At 60.0% G+C, this 19,680-nt stretch carries 18 protein-coding genes; 12 read left to right on the top strand and 6 right to left on the bottom strand.

The features are described 5' to 3' along the window. Positions 1-33: 33 nt before the first annotated feature. The 3 genes from ABOK31_RS24925 to ABOK31_RS24915 all read right to left on the bottom strand — a co-directional run bounded on the left by ABOK31_RS24925 (position 34) and on the right by ABOK31_RS24915 (position 3,216). Positions 34-1,209 carry a dihydrodipicolinate synthase family protein gene (locus tag ABOK31_RS24925; RefSeq protein ID WP_349959355.1) on the bottom strand — a complete coding sequence of 392 codons (1,176 nt, stop codon included), beginning with the start codon at positions 1,207-1,209 and terminating at the stop codon, positions 34-36. A 12-nt stretch (positions 1,210-1,221) separates the two neighbouring features. Further along, a complete protein-coding gene (locus ABOK31_RS24920) occupies positions 1,222-2,379 on the bottom strand; it encodes a Gfo/Idh/MocA family oxidoreductase (RefSeq protein WP_349959354.1) in 1,158 nt (385 codons plus the stop codon). A 129-nt stretch (positions 2,380-2,508) separates the two neighbouring features. Then, positions 2,509-3,216, bottom strand: a complete 708-nt coding sequence (locus ABOK31_RS24915; RefSeq protein ID WP_174176287.1) for a TetR/AcrR family transcriptional regulator — start codon at positions 3,214-3,216, stop codon at positions 2,509-2,511. 289 nt (positions 3,217-3,505) lie between these two features. Between ABOK31_RS24915 and ABOK31_RS24910 the strand changes: the two genes are divergently transcribed. Next, positions 3,506-4,717, top strand: coding sequence for a TIGR03862 family flavoprotein (locus tag ABOK31_RS24910; RefSeq protein ID WP_349959353.1), 1,212 nt, complete (start codon positions 3,506-3,508; stop codon positions 4,715-4,717). Between the two features lie 22 nt (positions 4,718-4,739). Here the strand turns inward: ABOK31_RS24910 and ABOK31_RS24905 are convergent, their stop codons facing one another. Further along, positions 4,740-5,693: an NAD(P)-dependent oxidoreductase gene (locus ABOK31_RS24905; RefSeq protein WP_349959351.1), complete on the bottom strand. Its 954-nt coding sequence runs from the start codon at positions 5,691-5,693 to the stop codon at positions 4,740-4,742. A gap of 550 nt (positions 5,694-6,243) precedes the next feature. Between ABOK31_RS24905 and ABOK31_RS24900 the strand changes: the two genes are divergently transcribed. Both ABOK31_RS24900 and ABOK31_RS24895 read left to right on the top strand, forming a co-directional pair. Continuing rightward, complete coding sequence (locus ABOK31_RS24900; RefSeq protein WP_349961292.1) at positions 6,244-7,818, top strand: gamma-glutamyltransferase family protein; 1,575 nt, start codon at positions 6,244-6,246, stop codon at positions 7,816-7,818. After that, positions 7,815-9,059 carry an amidohydrolase family protein gene (locus tag ABOK31_RS24895; RefSeq protein WP_349959349.1) on the top strand — a complete coding sequence of 415 codons (1,245 nt, stop codon included), beginning with the start codon at positions 7,815-7,817 and terminating at the stop codon, positions 9,057-9,059. The genes ABOK31_RS24900 and ABOK31_RS24895 overlap by 4 nt, the downstream gene beginning before the upstream one ends. Positions 9,060-9,142: 83 nt before the next feature. Here the strand turns inward: ABOK31_RS24895 and ABOK31_RS24890 are convergent, their stop codons facing one another. Both ABOK31_RS24890 and ABOK31_RS24885 read right to left on the bottom strand, forming a co-directional pair. Then, positions 9,143-10,057, bottom strand: a complete 915-nt coding sequence (locus ABOK31_RS24890; RefSeq protein ID WP_349959347.1) for a proline iminopeptidase-family hydrolase — start codon at positions 10,055-10,057, stop codon at positions 9,143-9,145. A gap of 54 nt (positions 10,058-10,111) precedes the next feature. Then, positions 10,112-10,894 carry a LuxR family transcriptional regulator gene (locus tag ABOK31_RS24885; protein WP_174176274.1) on the bottom strand — a complete coding sequence of 261 codons (783 nt, stop codon included), beginning with the start codon at positions 10,892-10,894 and terminating at the stop codon, positions 10,112-10,114. A 131-nt stretch (positions 10,895-11,025) separates the two neighbouring features. Here ABOK31_RS24885 and ABOK31_RS24880 point away from each other — a divergent pair, with 131 nt between their 5' ends. From ABOK31_RS24880 to ABOK31_RS24840, 9 genes are all read left to right on the top strand, one after another. Further along, entirely contained in the window at positions 11,026-11,916 is an 891-nt protein-coding gene (locus tag ABOK31_RS24880) for a proline iminopeptidase-family hydrolase (RefSeq protein WP_349959346.1), read from the top strand. 51 nt (positions 11,917-11,967) lie between these two features. Further along, positions 11,968-12,906 (top strand): ABC transporter permease, encoded by a 939-nt coding sequence (locus ABOK31_RS24875; RefSeq protein ID WP_349959344.1) that lies wholly within the window; start codon positions 11,968-11,970, stop codon positions 12,904-12,906. Further along, positions 12,903-13,754 carry an ABC transporter permease gene (locus ABOK31_RS24870; RefSeq protein WP_349959342.1) on the top strand — a complete coding sequence of 284 codons (852 nt, stop codon included), beginning with the start codon at positions 12,903-12,905 and terminating at the stop codon, positions 13,752-13,754. The genes ABOK31_RS24875 and ABOK31_RS24870 overlap by 4 nt, the downstream gene beginning before the upstream one ends. Then, positions 13,751-15,451 carry an ABC transporter ATP-binding protein gene (locus ABOK31_RS24865; protein WP_349959340.1) on the top strand — a complete coding sequence of 567 codons (1,701 nt, stop codon included), beginning with the start codon at positions 13,751-13,753 and terminating at the stop codon, positions 15,449-15,451. The genes ABOK31_RS24870 and ABOK31_RS24865 overlap by 4 nt, the downstream gene beginning before the upstream one ends. A gap of 19 nt (positions 15,452-15,470) precedes the next feature. Continuing rightward, a complete protein-coding gene (locus ABOK31_RS24860) occupies positions 15,471-16,985 on the top strand; it encodes an ABC transporter substrate-binding protein (RefSeq protein WP_349959338.1) in 1,515 nt (504 codons plus the stop codon). A 130-nt stretch (positions 16,986-17,115) separates the two neighbouring features. After that, positions 17,116-17,400, top strand: a complete 285-nt coding sequence (locus tag ABOK31_RS24855; protein ID WP_349959336.1) for an acylphosphatase — start codon at positions 17,116-17,118, stop codon at positions 17,398-17,400. Between the two features lie 138 nt (positions 17,401-17,538). Then, on the top strand, positions 17,539-18,183 hold the full coding sequence (locus ABOK31_RS24850; RefSeq protein ID WP_349959333.1) for a Rieske (2Fe-2S) protein: 645 nt from the start codon (positions 17,539-17,541) through the stop codon (positions 18,181-18,183). After that, positions 18,180-19,025: an aromatic ring-hydroxylating dioxygenase subunit alpha gene (locus tag ABOK31_RS24845; protein WP_349959332.1), complete on the top strand. Its 846-nt coding sequence runs from the start codon at positions 18,180-18,182 to the stop codon at positions 19,023-19,025. Before ABOK31_RS24850 ends, ABOK31_RS24845 begins: the two co-directional genes overlap by 4 nt. Continuing rightward, a complete protein-coding gene (locus ABOK31_RS24840) occupies positions 19,022-19,678 on the top strand; it encodes a glutathione S-transferase family protein (RefSeq protein WP_349959331.1) in 657 nt (218 codons plus the stop codon). The genes ABOK31_RS24845 and ABOK31_RS24840 overlap by 4 nt, the downstream gene beginning before the upstream one ends. Positions 19,679-19,680 lie beyond the last annotated feature (2 nt).

The raw sequence follows: 19,680 nt of genomic DNA, 5'->3' as shown, positions 1-19,680 counted from the left end.
CCAAAGCCGCTGCGCACTTTCTGGGATCATGCTTTAATCGATGCCGACGGTGGCAAGGATCGCCTTCATCCGATAGGTCGCCAGATCCGGATCGCGCAGCACGCGCGCCGTATCGGCCAGACGGAACAACTCCGAGAGGTGCTGGATCGAGCGCGCGCTCTGCTGGCCGCCGAGCATCTGGAAATGGTCCTGGAAGCCATTGAGGTAGGCTAGGAAGACGACGCCGGTCTTGTAGAAGCGCGTCGGCGCCTTGAAGATATGACGCGATAGCGGCACGGTCGGCGCCAGGATCGCGTGGAAGGCGTCGAGGTCGTTCTGAGCGAGCTTTGCGAGCGCCGCACTTGCCGCCGGCGCGACGGCATCGAAGATGCCGAGCAAGGCGTGCGAATAGCCCTGCTCGTCGCCGGCGATCAGTTCGGCGTAGTTGAAATCGTCGCCCGTGTACATCTTGACCGACGGATCGAGCCGGCGGCGCATGACGATTTCCTTTTCCGCCGAAAGCAGCGAAATCTTCACGCCATCGACCTTGGCCGCGTTCTGATTGATGATCGCTGTCGCGGTTTCCATGGCCAGCATGTCGTCGGTCGATCCCCAATAGCCCGCAAGCGCCGGGTCGAACATCGAGCCGAGCCAGTGAATGATGACGGGCTCTTTGACCTGACCGAGGATACGGTCGTAGACACGGATATAATCATCCGGGCTCTTGGCTGCCGCTGCAAGTGCCCTGCTCGCCATCAGGATGACGCGGCCACCCTGCCCTTCCACATAGGCGATCTGCTCCTCGTAGGCGCGGATGACGTCATCAATCGTGACATCGGGACCGGGTTGGAGATGATCGGTTCCGGCGCCATAGGCGATCACGGCATCCGGCCGACCACGGGCTGCCGACTGCGCATGAGCGATCAGCTCCTTCGCGCCAGTCCAGTCCAGTCCCATACCGCGCTGCGCGGTATCCATTGCTTCGGCAACGCCGAGGCCAAGGCCCCAGAGATATTCGCGGAAGGCGATAGTACGCTCCCAATCAATGTTGCGGTCCAGCCATGGATCATTATCTGCCAGCGCGTCGACCACGACATGCGCAGCTGCATAGGCGACGCGATTGAAGTGATGAGCGCCCGCCGGTTTCACCGGCGCGATCAGCGGCTCATTGGCGGGTGTGAAGGCGGCAATGGTACCGCCCGCCATCGGCAGGCGAAGGCTTCTCTCCATGGGATCAGCCTCCTAGCGCGCCGAAAGAGAAGGCACGTCGATCCAGCGACGCTCCGCCCAGCTCTTCTGTGCAAGCTCTGCAAGCTGCACGCCCTTGGCGCCCTCGCGAAGCGTGAACTTCCACGGCGCATCCTCGGCCACATGGCACAGGAACTGCTCCCACTGCGCCTTGAAGCCATTGTCGAAGGCCTGCGTCTCCGGCACTTCTTCCCAGGTGTCGAAGAAATTGATCGGTTGCGGCTGATCCGGGTTCCAGACGGGCTTCGGCGTATTGACGCGATGCTGCGTCCAGCAACGCATCAGACCGCAGACGGCCGATCCATGCGTGCCGTCGACCTGGAAGGTGACGAGATCGTCGCGACGCACGCGCACTGCCCAGGAGGAGTTGATATGCGCGATAACGCCGCCTTCGAGCTCGAAGGTAGCATAGGCGGCGTCGTCGGCATCGGCAGCATAGGTGTTGCCATTCTCATCGACGCGGCTTGGAATATGCGTTGCGCCGAGGCAGCTGACGGACTTTACCTCACCAAACAGATTGTCGAGCACATAGCGCCAATGTGGCAGCATATCGAGAATCATGCCGCCGCCATCCTTTTTGCGGTAGTTCCAGGACGGACGCTGTGCCTTCACCCCCCAATCGCCTTCGAAGACCCAGTAACCGAATTCGCCCCGCACGGAGAGGATCTTGCCGAAGAAGCCGCTGTCGCGCAGCATGGCGATCTTGCGCAGACCCGGCAGGAAGAGCTTGTCCTGAACGACACCGTTCTTGACGCCGCGACGCTCGGCGGAAGCCGCTACCGATAACGCCTCCTCAAGCGTCTCGGAGATCGGCTTTTCGCAATAGACATGCTTGCCGGCGGCAATCGCCTTTTCGAGAAGCTCCACGCGCATCTGCGTCGAGCCGGCATCGAAGAAGATCGTATTGTTGGGATCGGCAAGAGCAGCGTCGAGATCGGTCGTCGTCTTCGACAGACCGTGCTTGCGGGCAATCGCCTCGATCTTTTCGGCATTGCGGCCGACGAGCACCGGCTCGGGCATCAGCCGGTCGCCGTTCGACAGAAGAACGCCGCCCTGTTCGCGGATCGCCAGGATGGAACGCACGAGATGCTGGTTATAGCCCATGCGGCCGGTAATACCGTGCATGATGATGCCGATCGGCTTCGTTGCCATGAGTTTCTTCCTCCCGTAAATAACTATATAGTTACATAACTGACACGGCGACGCGATGCTGTCAACGGCCATCATCAGTGGCCACAGCGGCAATCATCTGTCGTTGCAGGGGTTGTTGCCCCGGGATTTTTAGGGGCGCAGATAGGCGAAAATCACATCGACGATATGCTCGCCCCAGGCGTCGATTTCGCTCTTGTCCGAGAGGTTGCGGCGGAAGATCGTCGAGAGCGTCCAGCGGTTCGTCAGGAAGAACGAGCCAAGTGCCGCAATGCTCATATAGATCTTCACCGGATCGCAGTCATTGCGGAATACGCCCGTTGCCGCGCCGCGGTCGAGCAGGCCGGAAATCTCCGATACCAGCGGCGAGTGCAGTTCGAAAATGCGCGCCGAACGCTTCAGAAAACGTGCCTTGTGCATGTTTTCCGTGCTGAGAATCCCCAGGAACTCCGGGTGATCCAGGAAATATTGCCAGGTGAAGACAACCAGCTCCCGCATGCCGTCTTGAGGCGAGCGATGCGAAAGATCGAGCCGCGCTTCCGCCGAGCGAATGGCGATATAACTGCCTTCCAGAACGGCGACATAGAGCGCATCCTTGCCGCCGAAATAGTGGTAGAGCATTCGCTTGTTGATCTTGGCGCGCTCGGCGATTGCATCGACGCGGGCACCGCCATAGCCACGCTCGGCAAATTCCTTAGTAGCGGCGGCCAAAATCGCCTTACTGGTGCGTTCCGCATCCCTGAGACGGGGCCGTTCCGAAGCCGTGCGCGAGGATGTTTGCTCTGCATTCGCAAGGTCTGCACTCTTTGCGCTGCGCTTCACGGTCTTGGCTTCTGACATCATGGCTCCCGGCGGCATTTCGTAAGGCTTATGCGGCCCATCCTCACGCCGATAAGTAACCGATCATCGCATAAGTTGACAGCCCCTGGTAAATCGAGGGCAATAGTAACTATATGGTTATATCGATTTAAATTTGAATATGGAGAAAGATGCCGGCAGGAAACGCGGAGCTCCCGCTGCCGCCGTAACCATCTGAATGAGGGCGAGTTTGGGTCGGGACACGGCAACGATCTTGCCTTCTGACCCCATCCGGCCCTAGAGAGCAATAGGCAAGCGGCACCGGGTGAGCATGACCAAAAAGCAAATCGCAATCATAGGCGGCGGCCCTACCGGATTGATGGCGGCAGAGACCTTGTCACTGCTCGGCCATTGCATCGCGGTCTACGACAGCATGCCGACGGTGGCGCGCAAGTTTCTACTGGCCGGAAAATCCGGCCTCAACATCACGCACTCGGAAAACTACGGCCTTTTTGCCACCCGCTTCGGCGCTGCCTCGGCCCGATTGCGCACCGCGCTTGACGATTTCCAGCCGGATGACATCAGAGCCTGGGCGGAAAGCCTTGGAACGGAAACCTTTGTCGGCTCTTCCGGCCGCGTCTTCCCGAAAGTCATGAAGGCATCGCCCCTGCTGCGCGCCTGGCTGGCGAGGCTGGAGGCGCGCGGTGTCAGCATTATGACACGGCATCGCTGGTGCGGCTTCGAGGATGGCGCCTTGGTATTCGAAACACCGAAGGGGCGCGCACTTATGCGTCATGACGCCGTTCTGCTCGCACTTGGTGGTGCGAGCTATGCACGGCTCGGGTCGGACGTGGCATGGGTCAGCTGGCTTCGCGACAAGGGGATCGACATCGCTGCTTTCCAGCCAGCCAATTGCGGTTTCGACGTCACCTGGAGCGCGATGTTCAGCGAGCGTTTTGCCGGCGAACCACTGAAAGCCGTAACGGCGACATCGCAGGCAGGGACTTTTCCCGGCGAATTCGTGATCTCAAAAACGGGGATCGAGGGCAGCCTGGTCTATGCACACGCCGCCTCGCTGCGTGACCGTTTGGCAAAAAAGGGCGAGGCCTCGCTGATTATCGATCTGGCACCCGGACGCGACGAAGAGCGTTTGGCGCGCGATCTGGCACGGCAGGACCCCAAGGCCAGTTTCTCCAATCGCCTACGCAAGGGCACCGGGATCGAGGGCGCCAAGGCCGGACTTTTGCGCGAGCTTGCCGATCCCGCCGCTCTCTCGCATCCGGAAAGTCTGGCCCGCTTGATCAAGGCTTTGCCGATTCCATTATTGAGACCAAGGCCCATTGCCGAGGCCATCTCGTCCGCCGGCGGCATTCGTTGGGATGAGCTCGACGAGAGATACATGCTGAAAAAGCTGCCCGGCATCTTCACCGCCGGAGAAATGATCGATTGGGAAGCCCCGACCGGCGGCTACCTCCTGACTGCCTGCTTTGCGACGGGGCGTGCGGCGGCCAGGGGCATGGATTCCTGGCTCAAGGCCAGTTGATTTAGGCCCGAACGCCTGAGCTTTAGCCGATCCGGCCCCTCTCCACCAGCCAGGCAACCGCTTCCTGAACAGCCTGCAGCGAGGTGTAGCGAGGCCGGTAGCCGAGCAGCCGCTCGGCCTTCGAAATCGAGCAATTCGGGCTTCTGGCAATGTGCTCCCAGGTCGCCTGCGCATCTTCCACCGACTGGCCTTCGGTCCACGCCCCATAGGGCAGGAATTCCAGCTTCGGCTCATGTCCGAACCATCGCGACATCGCTTCTGCATAGCCCCTGAGCGTCAGAGCGCCGCTTGAAACCGCATGGAAAGCCTCTCCCGTCGAGGCCCGCCAGTTGGCAATGGCGCCCATGAACATCTGCGCGACGTCATCGGCATGAACATGGTGGACCGTCTCCAGGCCGAAATTCGGCAAGACGAGGGTTTCACCCCGCGCCAAAGTCGAGAAGGCGGATAGATTAAAATGCCCGGCGGGATTGAGGGGCGCCCAGCCTGGACCGACAATATGACCGGGATGGATCAGGGTCGCGGGAAATCCCCTGCGGCGCGCCTCATCAAGCAGATATGCTTCGATCGCGGCTTTCTGGATGCCATAATCACCGAAGGGCTGCTTCGGCGCTTCTTCCGGCGTCGGCACGACGGTCGAAAATCCATGCGTCCAGATCGTGCCCGTGTGCAGGAAATGGCCGACATGATCGGTGAGCGCCTCGGTCAGATGCCTTGCGCTGTCGAGCGTGAAGCAGATCATGTCGATGACGATATCCGGCTTCAACGCGCGAATGGCTGGACCAAAGCTGCCTTCCTTCTCCATCGCAGCGCGATCCATCGCCTGCATCTCAACATCATTCCACGCTTTGTTCGGCGAATAGGGTTTGGCTTGGCCTCGGCTGATCGCCACGACATCATGACCTGCCTCGATCAGCCGCGGCACGAGATAGGTGCCGACATGGCCCGTTGCACCGATAATCACCGTGCGCGTCATGATGTCCTCCCAACGGTCAAGATCGAACTCGGCGGCTGCCGACATTCAAGAAATGATCTGCTCCGTGAGAATAGGAGAGCGGGCGGCTTTGTCATCCCCCTCATGGCTGAAAACTTACTCATCCCCGTCTTCCTCGCAGGAGGCGGTGACGAATGCATCCGAGCATCATTTTGCGGCAGACAGCGATATAATACGCTGCGATTGAGATTGGGGATGACACTTGCAGACAGCACCGCACATCATCCAATGGCAACACCACCTTTCGGACTGCAGCGGTGACTGAACCGCCACTTTTTCCATCACCTGTACAAGAGCATGCGAATTCCTAGGCACTCGCTGAGGTGTGAGGCCAAGATCGGCCTTTGGTATCGTTGCTGCCTGGGTGGCAGGAAACTGATTTATTCTCAATAGATACAATAGCTTAAATCAGTCTCGCACGGCTGCGGCTCCTTATGGCATCGGTATTGCATGCCTGGCTTTCCAGATCATGCCGCCAGGATTTACCTATGCCGAACAAGACATCATCGCCATCGGTGCGACCGCCGATTTCATGACTCCTTCCAGCAGACAGAACACTCGAACCAATTCGCCATCGTCGGGCGCCATGATCGCGACACCGCATTGGCTGGCCAGCGAAGCAGGCGCGAAGGTGCTCAGACGCGGCGGCAATGCGATTGAAGCACTGGTTGCCGCCGGAGCTGCGCTATCGGTCACCTACCCCCATTTCTGCGGGCTCGGCGGCGACGCGGTCTGGCTGGTGGCGGACGAAATAGGCAATGCACAGACTTTCCTCGGTATCGGGCAGGCAGCTGCGGCCATTCCGCGTGAAGACATACCTTTGCGGGGCTCAGCCTCTACACTGACGACGGCCTGCCTCGTGGATAGCTGGGAAAAAGTGCTTGCCTATTCCGCCGCCGAATGGGGCGGTACAGAACGATTGCCGGCCCTTCTCGACGACGCCATCGCGCTCGCGGACGGCGGCTTCGAAGTCAGCAAGTCGCAAGCCTTCTGGTACGAATTCCGGCGCGATGAGCTGAGCGGCTGGCCGGGCTTCAACGGGCTCTTCTGCTCTGGCGGCATCCAGCACCAGCCTGCCTTGGCGCGGACGCTCAAGGCTATAGCGCGTCATGGCACCCGCGAATTCTATGAAGGTGCGCTCGCCCGCCGAATTGCGAGCGGGCTTGCCGAGGCCGGCTCTCCGCTCTCCGCCGCCGATCTTGCCGCCACGCAAACAGATATTGTGGCTCCCCTGCAGCAGACCTATCGCGACACGATACTCCTCGCCCCACCGCCACCGACCCAAGGAATAACCACCCTCGGCATCATGGGTGTGCTCAATCACCTGCCGATGGCGGACTTCCAGCCCGACAGCCCGGCCTATTATCATGCGCTGGTCGAGGCCGTGAAACAGGCGTTCCTCGACCGGCACGCGATCGCCGATCCCCGCTTTGCCGCTGACGTCTCGAAACACCTTCTCGATCCAGCCCACCTTGCCGCCAAGGCTGCGGCGATCGATCCGGCACAAGCCCTGCCCTGGCCACAAGATTATCGACACGGCGACACCTCGCTGCTTGCAGCCGTGGATGCCGATGGAAGATGTGCATCCCTGCTGCAAAGCCTCTATTTCGACTGGGGTAGCGGCGTGGTAGTCGGCGACACCGGTCTACTCTGGCAAAACAGGGGAGCGGCCTTCAGCACCGAACCGGCAAATCCCAATTGCATCCAACCGGGGAAGCGTCCTTTCTATACGCTCAATCCGGGCCTTGCACTGAAAGGCGGGCGTCCGCACCTGGTCTACGGTACACAGGGCGCGGACGGACAGCCACAGACACTGTCGCTGCTGCTCAGCCTGCTTATCGACCACGGCCTTGATCCAGCTGCAGCGCTCGCGCGCCCGCGGTTCCTGCTCGGCCGGACCTTCTCGGACAGCCGCAACAGCCTGAAGATCGAGGAAAATATCGGCATCGAAGCGGTCTCCGCGCTCGGAGCCATGGGCCATGAAATCTCGACCATCGACGCGCTCAGTCCGCTTGGCGGCCAAGCCGGCGTGATCCGCATCGGCGAAGGCGGGGCGATCGACGGTGCGCATGATCCACGCAGCGACGGAGGCGCAATCCTGCTGTGAGCGTCACCGGGCAACCGTTCGATCTCGTCATCCGAAATGTCCGTGTCGAGGAAGATGGCGATCTCGTCGACATCGCCGTGCGAGGCGACCAGATCGCGGCCATCGAACCCCGCATACGATGCGACGCCGTATCGGATGTTGACGGCCAGAGTAGCTTCGCCTTTGGCGGATTTGTCGACACGCACATTCATCTCGACAAGACCTGTATTCTCGATCGCTGCACGATTTGCGAAGGCACGCTTGCCGAGGCCGTGCGCGAAGTGGCCAGAGCCAAGGCAGGTTTCAACGAGGATGATGTCTACGCACGAGCCGCACGCGTTGTCGAGAAAGCGATTTCCCACGGCACGACGCGGATGCGCGCCTTCGTCGAGATCGATCCTCGCGCCGGCTTCCGTTCCTTCGAGGCGATCAAGCGTATCCGAGGTGATTACGCCTTCGCGGTCGACATCGAAATATGCGCCTTCGCTCAGGACGGGCTCACGAACGAGCCCCAAACATACGACATGCTCGACACAGCACTTGCAGCTGGTGCGGATCTGGTGGGCGGCTGTCCTTATACGGATCCATCCCCCGGTCAGCATGTGGACATGATTTTTGCCTTGGCAGAAAAACACAATGTTTCAGTCGACTTTCATCTCGACTTCAGTCTCGATCCCGATCGAACCGATCTGCCCAAGGTGATCGACACGACGCTGCGCCATGGCTGGCAAGGTCGTGTATCGATTGGTCATGTTACCAATCTGTCGGCCATGCCCAACGCCCGGATCCTTGCCATCGCCGATAGTCTCGCGGACGCCAGGATTGCACTGTCGGTGCTTCCGGCAACCGATCTGTTCCTGATGGGCCGTGGATATGACCGGCTGGTCCCGCGTGGCATCGCACCGGCCCATGTGCTTGCAACTCGCGGCGTCGTCACCTCCATTGCGACCAACAATATTCTCAATCCCTTCACGCCCTATGGCGACGCTTCATTAATCCGCATGGCCAATCTGTACGCCAATGTCGCTCAACTGGCGCGCGACGACGAGATAGCCCTGGTCTTCGACATGGTGAGCAAAATGGCAGCGAGCCAACTCAACGGGCGCGCGCGTCTGCAAGCCGGTGGTGACGCGACAATCGTGCTCCTCGACAGCTCCGGCCCCCGCGCTGCCGTGCGTGAGATCGCCCGGGTGATTGCCGGTTGGAAAAAAGGACGCAAGAGCTTCGACAATGGGCGTCCTGTGCTGCACAAAGGGATCTGAAACACCGCATGGCCCGCACTAATCTGTCCATGACGAGTAGGCCTCATGTCACTGTCGCTGGACACGCGTTGGAGGCTACAAGATCAATCATGCCGTTCCAGGAAGCCTGAAACCGTCTTCAGGCAAAGATCCTTCTCTTCGACATGCGGCATATGGCTCGAATTTTCGAGGAGTACCCATTCGCAACCCTTGACGCGATCGACATAGGGCTTGACCACCAGCGGTGTCGCCTCGTCGTATTTGCCGGAGATCAGCAGGGTCGGCGCCTCGATAAGGGCAAGCCTGTCTTCGATCGTCCAGTCCTTCATCGTACCGATGACGTGAAACTCGGTCGGGCCGTTCATGTTGCGGTAAACGGTGTTGTCCTCATCCATAGTGGCGAAGGTGCGGGCAACCTCTTCCGGCCACGGCACGACACGGCAGACATGGCGATCGTAAAAGACGCGGGAAGCGGTGATATATTCCGGATCGGTGATCGTGCCGGCCTGCTCGTGCCTCAATAGCGTGTCCTGCACCTCCTGCGGCAGCTCCTCGCGAAGGCGGTTGGCTTCGGCGACCCAGGTATGCATGTTGGCCGGCGAATTGGCGATCACCAGTGCCTTCAGCCCCTTTGGCCGCCGCACCGCATGTTCGGCGCCGAGCATGCCACCCCAAGATTGGCCGAGAAAAGCGTAGCGATCCTGAATGCCGAGATGCTTCAGCAGCGTATCCAGTTCATCAAGAAACAGCGCCGGCGTCCAGAAGTCAGGTCCTTTCTCCGGCAGTCGCGTGGACTTGCCGTTGCCAAGCTGATCGTAATGGATGACGGCACGGCCATCGATCTCGGCAATGCCCTTGAAACTGTCGACATAATCATGGGTGCAGCCCGGCCCGCCATGGGCAACGATGAGCGGCAGCCTGCCAGAGTCGAGCGAACCGGTGATGCGGTACCATGTCCGGTATTCGCGAAAGGGCAGAAAGGCTTCCTGCGTCGGGATTGCGGCCACGTGTCTCTCCATCTTAAGCCTTTGATGGTGGAGACCATAACGTGGCCAAAGCGCGCGCGGCAGCTATCAGAAGTTATAGGATGGCTGCGCGTCCAGCAGGCGATAATGCGTGGCGCGGACGACCGCCTGCGTGCGGTTCTTGGCGCCGAGCTTTTTTGCCGCGGCATTGAGATGCATGACGACCGTCGGGACCGAGCGGTCGATGATGCGGGAAATCTCCTTGGCGGAATAACCCTCGGCGGAATAGCGCAGGCATTCCCTCTCCCGCTCCGTCAGCCGGATTTTGCCGACACTGAGCGCTGCGGTATCGAAGAGCGAATAGGCCGTCTCGTGAAAGACATGGGCGAGCAGGTTGAAATCGGCGATATAGCGCAGGGCATCGCGCTCGAACTCCTTGTTGGCACCGAAACGAATTCCGGTGACCGTCGCATAATCGCCGCGCGGCATGTGCACCGGCACCGTCACACCCGTCGACATGTCACGTTCGCTCAAATAGCGCGCAACAGGAACCGTATCCTCGCTCATGAAGCGCTTGATCAGCGTATCGGCCTCGGAATCATAGTTCCAGAAAAACGGCGCCGAAGTGCGTAACGCTACCTGCTGCACGGGATCGATACGGAAATAACCGCGATCGAACCAATATTCATACATGTCGTCGGAGATGTTTCTGAGCTTCAGAAGCGACGGGATCATGATCTTGCCGTCAAGATCGTAAGGCACCGGCGTATAATCGTAGATCAAGGCCTCGAAACCGATTGCCTTCATGCCCTCGAAAATATGGTCGATGCGGCCGTCCAGCGTCTGATGCGCCGTGAACTGGCGCCTGATGGTTCCGATTTGATCGAACATGCAGCGGTTCCCGTCTTTGCCTGCGACCTCCCAACCTATCACTTCTTATAGCTGGTGCCGATTGCGGTTTAAGGTAAAAATTTAGCCATGCTCAAATATTGAGCAAGCGGAATCTTTCGCCGGAGTTGTCAATGTGGCGTGAAATTGAGCCCGAGGCGCGGCACGACATCGAGGTCGATGGCTACAAGGTGGTTGCCTATAGCTTCGGGAGCGGGCCTGAAACCGTCTTCTGCCTGAACGGCGGACCCGGGCTGCCCTGCGACTATCTGCGCGAGGCGCATTCCTGTCTGATCGACAGGGGTTACAGGGTCGTTGCCTTCGATCAACTCGGCACCGGCGCCTCCGACCGGCCGGCCGACAAAAGCCTCTGGACCATCGGCCGCTATGTCGAGGAAACGGAAACCGTCCGCAAGGCGCTCGGCCTCGGCAAGGTGCATATGCTCGGTCACTCCTGGGGCGGCTGGCTGGCCATCGATTATGCGCTGACCTATCCCGAGAACCTGCAGACGCTGATCCTCGAAGATACCGTTGCCGACATGCCCCATCTGATTTCCGAGCTGGAGCGGCTGCGCGCCGCACTCGGCCCGGAAACGGTCGCGATGATGCAGAAGCACGAGGCGCAGGGCACCTATAACCATCCCGAATATCTCGCCGCCGTCACCATCCTCAACTATCGCCATGTCTGTCGTCTGCCGGAATGGCCCGCGCCTATCCGTCGCTCGCTCGATGATTGGAACATGGGTCCATATGAGACGATGCAGGGGCCGAACGAATTTCTCTACATCGGCAATCTCAAGGACTGGAACCGCATTCCGGATCTTCCGCGGCTTTCCATGCCAGTGCTGATTACGGCGGGAGAACATGACGAGTTGACGCCGGCCTGTGCGCTCAGGATGAAGCTTGCCTTGAAGGATGCCGAACTCAAGGTCTTCGCAAACGCCAGCCACATGCCCTTCTACGAGAATCTACAGGACTACTATCCGGCACTCCTCGATTTCCTGTCGCGGCATAGGGCAAGCTGATGCAGGCTAAGGTGATCCAATCCCACCGACGACAAGGGGGCGATCGCCGCCATGCATCGCTATAAATTCGTATTGACGCGACCGCTGCAGTTTGTGCCCGTCCTCTTCGGCATCAGCGTCATCACCTTCGTTCTGGTGCGCCTCATTCCCGGCGACCCCGCGCGCAATATCCTCGGCACGCGCGCGACGCCGACGGCACTTGCCAGCATCCGCGCGCAATATGGTCTCGATCAGCCTATGTGGCTGCAATATTTCTATTTCATCAAGAATCTCGGCAATGGCGAGATGGGCAAATCGATCCTCTACAAGATCGACGTGCTGCCGCTGATTTCGACCCGGATCGAGCCGACCATCGCGCTGGTCATCACAAGCGTCATCCTGTCGATCCTGATTGCCGTGCCGATGTCGGCGATTGCCGCGCGCAATGTCGGCCGCGCGCCGGATCACATCGTCCGCGTCGTTTCGACCTTCGGCATCGGCTTCCCTCCCTTTTGGCTAGGGCTGATGCTGATCATCCTGTTCAGCATACAGCTCGGCATCCTGCCGGTTTCCGGTTACGGCTCGACGATCGGCGAGAAGATCGCCCATCTCGTTCTGCCGGCTCTGACGGTTGCGCTGTCGCTTTCGACCGTGCTCACCCGCAGCCTGCGGGCAGCCATGATCGAATCGCTCAAATCGGATGTGGCGACCGCGGCGCGTGCCCGCGGCATGCCCGAGGGCATCGTTTTCTGGCGGCATGTCGTGCCGAACTCGCTGGTTCCAACCATCAACCTACTTGCGGTCAACATCGGCTGGCTGATCGGCGGCACGGTCGTCGTCGAGAGCGTCTTTGCCCTGCCTGGCATGGGCCAGTTGCTGGTGCGCGCCATCTTTTCGCGCGACTACATGGTCGTCCAAGGGGTTGCGATGGTGTTTGCCTGCGCCACGGTGCTGGTCAACTTCCTTGCCGATATCGTCACCGTCGCCGTCGATCCGAGGGTGAAGCTATGAGCGTCGATACGACCACGGCCGCATCCATTGGCTGGAACAGGCTCTTCGGAAGACACCTGACGCTGACGCTCAGCTGCGGCATTCTCCTGCTCTTCCTTCTTCTGGCGATTTCAGCACCGATCGTCGCGCCCTATGACCCGATATTCCAGAATGCCGATGTGCGCCTGCAGGCACCGTCGTTCCTGCATCCATTCGGCACGGACAATTTCGGGCGCGACATTCTCTCGCGCGTCATCTGGGGTGCGCGCATCGATCTGCAGATCGCCGTCATCGGCGTATTCTTTCCGTTTCTGATCGGGACCACGGTCGGGACCATCGCCGGCTTTTTCGGCGGCATCGTCGACGCGCTCTTCATGCGCATCGTCGATATCATCCTCGCCTTCCCCTTCTTGGTGCTGATGCTGTCGATCATCGCCATTCTGGGACCGGGGCTGAGCAGCTTCTATATCGCCATGGCCCTGGTCGGCTGGGTCTCCTACGCCCGCCTTATCCGCGCGCAGATGCTGGTGCTGAAGGGCAGCGACTATGCCGTGGCTGCGGTCAGCCTCGGCTTCAGCCGACCCCGGCTCATGTTCCGCCATCTGCTGCCGAACGCCATTGCCGGCTCCATCGTCTTTTCGATGTCGGATGCCGTGCTGGTGCTCCTGAGCGGCGCGGCCGTCAGCTATCTCGGCCTCGGCGTGCAGCCGCCGCTTGCCGAGTGGGGTGTCATGGTCGCGGAGGGCCAGAGCTTCATCACCACAGCCTGGTGGATCACGCTGTTTCCCGGCCTTTCCATCGTCTGCCTCGCTTTCGGCTTCAGCATGCTGGGCGATGCGCTCGGCGAACTGCTCGGGGTGCATGAATGAGCGAGCCCGTCCTTTCCGTCCGGGACCTCGTGGTCAAGGCCAATCTCGACGGCGGCACCCGCACGCTGATCGACAGCGTTTCGCTCGATCTCGGCAAGGGTGAAATTCTCGGCCTCGTCGGCGAAAGCGGCTCGGGCAAGAGCCTGTTGTGCCGCTCGCTGGTGCGGCTGCTGCCATCGTCGCTTCTTGAAATCGAAAGCGGCTCCATCCGTCTCGAAGGGCGGGAGCTCACGGAAATCGGCGATGCCGAGATGCTCGAGGTGCGTGGCGGCGAGATCGGCATGATCTTTCAAAACCCGACGAGCCATCTCGACCCCGTCATGCGCATTGGCGACCAGATCGCCGAAGGCATCCGCTATCATCAGGATCTCAAGGCACGCGACGCCCGCGCGGCAGCGATCGAGATCCTTGCGCAGGTCGGCTTTCCCGATCCCGCCAGGCAGTATGACAGCTATCCGCACGAGTTTTCCGGCGGAATGCGGCAGCGTGCGATGATCGGCGTCGCGCTCTCCTGCAACCCGAAGATCCTGATTGCCGATGAGCCGACAACGGCCCTCGACGTCACCATCCAGGCGCAGATCCTCCGGCTCCTGATCGACATTCGCGGCAAGCGCGGGCTTTCGATCATCCTCATCACCCATGATCTCGGCATCGTCGCCAAGACCTGCGACAGGATCGCCGTCATGCGGGGCGGCCAGCTGCTCGAACAGGGTCCCAAAAGGACGATCCTCAGCCGACCTGAAAATCCCTATACGATCGACCTGATCAACAGCCATCCCTCCCTGCCGGACGAAGCTGCAACGCAGCTGGAGACGACTAGGCCGGAGACATCAACCAAACCGCTGCTGGAAATCGACGACCTGCATGTGCGCTTCAAGGTCGACGGCGGTCTCTTCAAGGGCAGCGACGCGAAGACGGTCAGCGCCGTTTCCGGTGTGAGCCTGCAGGTCATGTCGGGGGAAACCATCGGCATCGTGGGTGAATCCGGCAGCGGCAAGAGCACGCTTGCCCGCGCCGTACTCGGCCTTACCCCGATCTCTTCCGGTCACGTCACTTTCGACGGTGTCGATCTCACCCAGCAGAAGAGTGCCGGCCTCGCCAGGTTGCGACGCGAAACAGCCATGGTCTTCCAGGACCCGTTCAACGCGCTCAACCCGCGCCTGACGATCGGCCAGACGCTTACCGAGGTGCTGAAAGTCCATGGCAAGGTCGCAAAGGCCGACATCCCCGCCCGCATCGGCGAATTGCTCGATCTCGTCGGTCTCGGGCGCGAATTCGCCGATCGCAAGCCGCGCAGCATGAGCGGCGGCCAATGCCAGCGCGCGGGCATTGCCAGGGCGCTGGCGGTCGATCCGAAACTCATCATCGCTGACGAATGCGTGGCCGCGCTCGATGTCACCATCCAGGCGCAGATCATCGATCTCTTCCGCGAATTGACGCGCAGGATGAACCTGACGCTAATCTTCATCGCCCACGACCTCGCGATCGTGCGCAATCTGTGTGAGCGGACCGTCGTCATGTATCGCGGCGAGATCGTCGAGCAGGGCCGTTCGCAGGAGATCTTCTCCCACCCGAAGCATCCCTATACTGCCGCGCTCATTGCGGCCATTCCCGATATCGACCCGGACAGGCCTCTGTATGACGCACGCGATGCGGCATCGGCCGAGCCGACCCAATCAGCCAAACGCATGCGATAACAACGAAGGGAACGAATTCATGACCAACAAGTGGAAAACAATCGGGCTTGCCGCAATTCTCGCCGGTTTGACGCTGAGCGCGAGCTATGCGGAAGCCGCCGGCGTGCTGACCATCGGCCGCCGCGAGGATTCGACGACATTCGATCCGATCAAGACGGCGCAGAATATCGACAACTGGGTGTTCTCCAACGTCTACGACGTGCTGGTGCGCGTCGATAAATCGGGGACGAAGCTGGAGCCGGGTCTTGCGGAGAGCTGGACCACCTCGCAGGATGGCCTCACCTATGTCTTCAAGATCCGAGACGCGAAGTTCTCCGACGGGTCACCGCTGACGGCCGACGATGCAGCCTTCAGCCTGCTGCGCATCCGAGACGACAAGGCATCCCTCTGGAGCGATTCCTATAAGGTGATCGATACGGCGGTTGCTACCGATCCGCATACTTTGACAATCAAGCTCAAACACGCCTCAGCGCCTTTCCTTTCAACACTCGCCTTGCCGAACGCGTCGGTGATCTCGAAGGCCGGGATGGAATCGATGGGGCCGGACGCCTATGGCGAAAAGCCGATCGCCTCCGGAGCCTTCTCCGTCGAGGAATGGCGGCGCGGTGACCGCATCATCCTGAAGAAGAACCCGAATTTCTGGCAGGCTGATCGCGTAAAACTCGACGGGGTCGAGTGGATCTCGGTGCCCGACGACAATACCCGAATGCTGAACGTGCAGGCAGGCCAGCTCGATGCCGCCATCTTCGTGCCGTTCTCGCGCGTCGAGGAGCTGAAGAAGGATCAGAACCTCAACGTGCTGATCGACCCCTCCACCCGTGAAGACCATCTGCTGATCAACCATGCCCATGGCGACCTCGGCAAAAAGGAAGTCCGTCAGGCGCTCGACATGGCGATCGACAAGAAGGCGATCGTCGATGCTGTTACCTTCCATCAGGGCACGGTTGCGAACTCCTACATCCCCAAGGGCGCCCTATATCACTACGCCGACAATCTGCAACGCCCCTATGACCCCGAGAAGGCCAAGCAGATGCTTTCGGCGGCCGGCGTTTCCAACCTCACGCTGAACTATCTCATCCGCGCCGGCGACGAAGTGGACGAGCAGACAGCCGTTCTGGTGCAGCAGCAGCTTGCCAAAGCAGGCATTACCGCCAATCTGCAGAAGGTCGATCCCAGCCAGGAATGGGACATGACCGTTGCTGGCGACTATGACATCTCGGTAAACTATTGGACCAACGACATTCTCGACCCGGACCAGAAGACGACATTCGTTCTCGGCCACGATTCCAACAACAACTATATGACCAACTACAAGAATGATGCGGTAAAGGATCTCGTCGCCAAGGCGCGGCAGGAGCTGGACCCGAAGAAGCGCGAGCAGATGTATATAGATCTGCAGAAGATGGCAAAGGACGACGTGAACTGGGTCGACCTCTACTACAGCCCCTATATCAACGTCTCACGCAAGAACATCGAGAACTTCAATCAAAACCCGCTCGGTCGCTTCTTCCTGGAAGACACGGTCAAGAACTGACATCTTATCATCTGATCCGAACCTCCGCTGTCCCAAGGACAGCGGAGTATTGCTGTGTGAGACGACCCCTTTCGCAAACTCACGAAGCGGCTATTCTGCCATCCTGATATGAAGCAAGGATCGTTGACGGATGCAGGTGCCACAAGGTGAATTTCGAGAACGCATGACGATACTGGGCGACCTCAACGCGGCCTCATTCGTCCCGTGGATCCAGCGTCATGCCAAAAAGCTCGGACTTGCGCAGACATTCTTCCATTCTGATGCGGACCGGATCGAACTTGAGGTCACCGGGCCTGCGGAACTGATCGACATGCTGGAAATGGGCTGCTCCCTTGGGCCGATCGACGTCTGGGTCGACGAGATTCAGCGCAGGGTCATGGATAGCGCCGAAGCATCATATCTTAGGAATTCCTGATCTACTGCCTTTTATTTAATCATTGTTGCCAATGCGAATTATTTATGCAAGCTTTTGAAGGCTGTGGGGATGCAGGGATCGGCGCCTGCCTATGACTGGTGGCGCTAAGCCATTGGTGAAATTAAGAGAGTTAAGGCTATGCCATTTGATGGGGTCGGATCCTGGGCGCCAGTCGCCCTTTCCTCTGATCTACCACCAGGAACCGTCATACCGGCCTGGACATCGGTTGGCCCGATTGCCCTGTGGCGCAGTCAGTCGGGCCGCGCAACCGCATCTTCCGATCGCTGTCCGCATCGCGGAATGAGATTGTCGCACGGCTTCGTCCGCGGCGAGGCACTGTCCTGCATCTATCACGGATGGAGCTATTCGCTGTCAGGCGGATGCATTCGCATTCCCGCACATCCCGATCTGGTGCCACCGGAAACCATCCGTGTCGCCGTCCAGCAGGTCGAAGAAGCGGGCGGTATCCTATGGGTAGCCATCGGACAACCGGCAACGCAGCCTCCGCAGCTCGACGAGCTCATACCCCTACGTTCTCTGAACGTGAAAACGGATATCGCGGCAATCGAGGCCGCAGCAGGGGCGAAGATCGACGCGAGAGGGCTGATCTGCTTACCTGAGTTTCCCTGGATCAGGCTGCTGTTAGCGCCCCAGGAGAAGCATACGCTCATCCTTCTCATGATCGACAGGGATCGCAGCCCGGCAGACCGTGTTGCGGCGTCTCGGATTGTCGAATCCCTCCGCCGTGCGGCGGAAGAGCGCCACAGGGAGATTGCAGAATGAAAGGCGGCGCGATGATCGACGAATGGTATCCGGTCGGCCTCTTCAGCCAGCTCAGCGAGAAAGGAAGCAAGACCCATCTGATGGGCAAGGCGATCGAGGTCGCGCGCAGTCAGGACGGAAATGCGCGCGTGGTGACGGACAATGGACGTCCCCTCCCCGTCCGCATCCGCTACGGCCATGTCTGGTCCTCCCTCGGGAACCCCGAGAAGGAGCTTTTCGCCATTCCGGAGGCCGATCAGCCGGGCCGCCGTTTCGTCGATGTCGGCGTGGTGCGCGTGCGCTGCTCGCCGCTTCGTGCCGTCGAGAACTTTCTCGATATCGCGCATTTTCCTTTCGTGCATACCGACATTCTCGGGGCGGAGCCGCATACGGAGGTCGAAAACTACAAGGTCGAAATCCGCGAGAGCGTGGACGAAGTCTGGGCAACGCAGGTGAAGTTCTACCAGCCGCAAGCTGCGAAATCGGCGTCCGGCGGCATTACGACTGAATATATGTATCGCGTGCCGGCACCGACCTGTTCGGTGCTCTATAAGACATGCCCTCCGCGCCCCAGCGAATGGGACGTGATAACCCTGTTCGTCCAGCCTCTTGCCGAAGACCTATGCGACGTTTGGCCGTGGATGGCGCTCTTCGATGACGAAACGCCGATGACCGATCTCATCCACTTTCAGCAGACGATCTTCCTGCAGGATCGCTCGATCCTCGAGAACCAGATCCCTTCACTTCTTCCGCTTGATCCCGGCATGGAAATTCCGACAAGGGCCGACCTCACCTCGGTCGCCTACCGGCGATGGCTCAAGCGCCACAACTATACCTACGGCGCACAGTTGGTCGCACAATGAAGCTCTACGACTATATTTTATCGCCAAGCTGCTACAAGGTACGGCTGATGGCCGCACTCCTGGGCATCAAGCTCGAAATCCGGTCGGTTGACTTTCATCCTGGCGCGGAGCATCGCGGGCCGGAGCTTATGGCGCTCAATCCGGCAGGTTCCATCCCGATCCTCGAGGATGGCGATCTTGTGCTCACCGAATCCTCGGCAATGCTTGCCTATCTCGCTGCCAATGCTGCGCCGGAATGGCTGGGCCAGAGTTCGCCGCGGGAGACGGCACGCGTGCAGCAATGGCTCTCCTTTTCACATCGCCTGACCGCGAACCTTGGCGGCGCGCGGCTTCATGAAATGCTTCTGCGTCCCGGGGACAGCAAGGTTTTGCAGGCTCAGGGGACCGCGGCGCTGCGCGAACTTGAAGCAGGCCTCTTCGAACAAAGCGAGCGCGGCATGCGGTTCCTTGCGGCGATCCACGCGACCATCGCCGATATCGCCTGCTTCCCCTACGTGGCGCTTGCGCCTGACGGCGGCATCTCGCTTGATCCCTACCCCTTGATCCGGCTCTGGATGCGCGCCATCCGCAGCCTGCCTGGTTTCATCGAAATGCCCGGCATTCACCGCCTGCACGAGCTGAAACCCGATCCGCATCCGGCGGGGGAGACATAATG

It is taken from the genome of Rhizobium sp. ZPR4, from assembly GCF_040215725.1.
Taxonomy (GTDB): Bacteria; Pseudomonadota; Alphaproteobacteria; order Rhizobiales; family Rhizobiaceae; genus Rhizobium; species Rhizobium rhizogenes_D.
This window is presented reverse-complemented; position numbering and strand designations above follow the sequence as displayed.

What these genes read in the sequence shown, in the direction of transcription:
- ABOK31_RS24920 (WP_349959354.1), bottom strand. Translation starts at nt 2,379, where the DNA reads ATGGCAACGAAGCCGATCGGCATCATCATGCACGGTATTACCGGCCGC.
- ABOK31_RS24875 (WP_349959344.1), top strand. Translation starts at nt 11,968, where the DNA reads ATGCATCGCTATAAATTCGTATTGACGCGACCGCTGCAGTTTGTGCCC.
- ABOK31_RS24870 (WP_349959342.1), top strand. Translation starts at nt 12,903, where the DNA reads ATGAGCGTCGATACGACCACGGCCGCATCCATTGGCTGGAACAGGCTC.
- ABOK31_RS24905 (WP_349959351.1), bottom strand. Translation starts at nt 5,693, where the DNA reads ATGACGCGCACGGTGATTATCGGTGCAACGGGCCATGTCGGCACCTAT.
- ABOK31_RS24845 (WP_349959332.1), top strand. Translation starts at nt 18,180, where the DNA reads ATGAAAGGCGGCGCGATGATCGACGAATGGTATCCGGTCGGCCTCTTC.
- ABOK31_RS24880 (WP_349959346.1), top strand. Translation starts at nt 11,026, where the DNA reads ATGTGGCGTGAAATTGAGCCCGAGGCGCGGCACGACATCGAGGTCGAT.
- ABOK31_RS24925 (WP_349959355.1), bottom strand. Translation starts at nt 1,209, where the DNA reads ATGGAGAGAAGCCTTCGCCTGCCGATGGCGGGCGGTACCATTGCCGCC.
- ABOK31_RS24855 (WP_349959336.1), top strand. Translation starts at nt 17,116, where the DNA reads ATGCAGGTGCCACAAGGTGAATTTCGAGAACGCATGACGATACTGGGC.
- ABOK31_RS24865 (WP_349959340.1), top strand. Translation starts at nt 13,751, where the DNA reads ATGAGCGAGCCCGTCCTTTCCGTCCGGGACCTCGTGGTCAAGGCCAAT.
- ABOK31_RS24910 (WP_349959353.1), top strand. Translation starts at nt 3,506, where the DNA reads ATGACCAAAAAGCAAATCGCAATCATAGGCGGCGGCCCTACCGGATTG.
- ABOK31_RS24885 (WP_174176274.1), bottom strand. Translation starts at nt 10,894, where the DNA reads ATGTTCGATCAAATCGGAACCATCAGGCGCCAGTTCACGGCGCATCAG.
- ABOK31_RS24900 (WP_349961292.1), top strand. Translation starts at nt 6,244, where the DNA reads ATGACTCCTTCCAGCAGACAGAACACTCGAACCAATTCGCCATCGTCG.
- ABOK31_RS24850 (WP_349959333.1), top strand. Translation starts at nt 17,539, where the DNA reads ATGCCATTTGATGGGGTCGGATCCTGGGCGCCAGTCGCCCTTTCCTCT.
- ABOK31_RS24915 (WP_174176287.1), bottom strand. Translation starts at nt 3,216, where the DNA reads ATGTCAGAAGCCAAGACCGTGAAGCGCAGCGCAAAGAGTGCAGACCTT.
- ABOK31_RS24890 (WP_349959347.1), bottom strand. Translation starts at nt 10,057, where the DNA reads ATGGAGAGACACGTGGCCGCAATCCCGACGCAGGAAGCCTTTCTGCCC.
- ABOK31_RS24860 (WP_349959338.1), top strand. Translation starts at nt 15,471, where the DNA reads ATGACCAACAAGTGGAAAACAATCGGGCTTGCCGCAATTCTCGCCGGT.
- ABOK31_RS24840 (WP_349959331.1), top strand. Translation starts at nt 19,022, where the DNA reads ATGAAGCTCTACGACTATATTTTATCGCCAAGCTGCTACAAGGTACGG.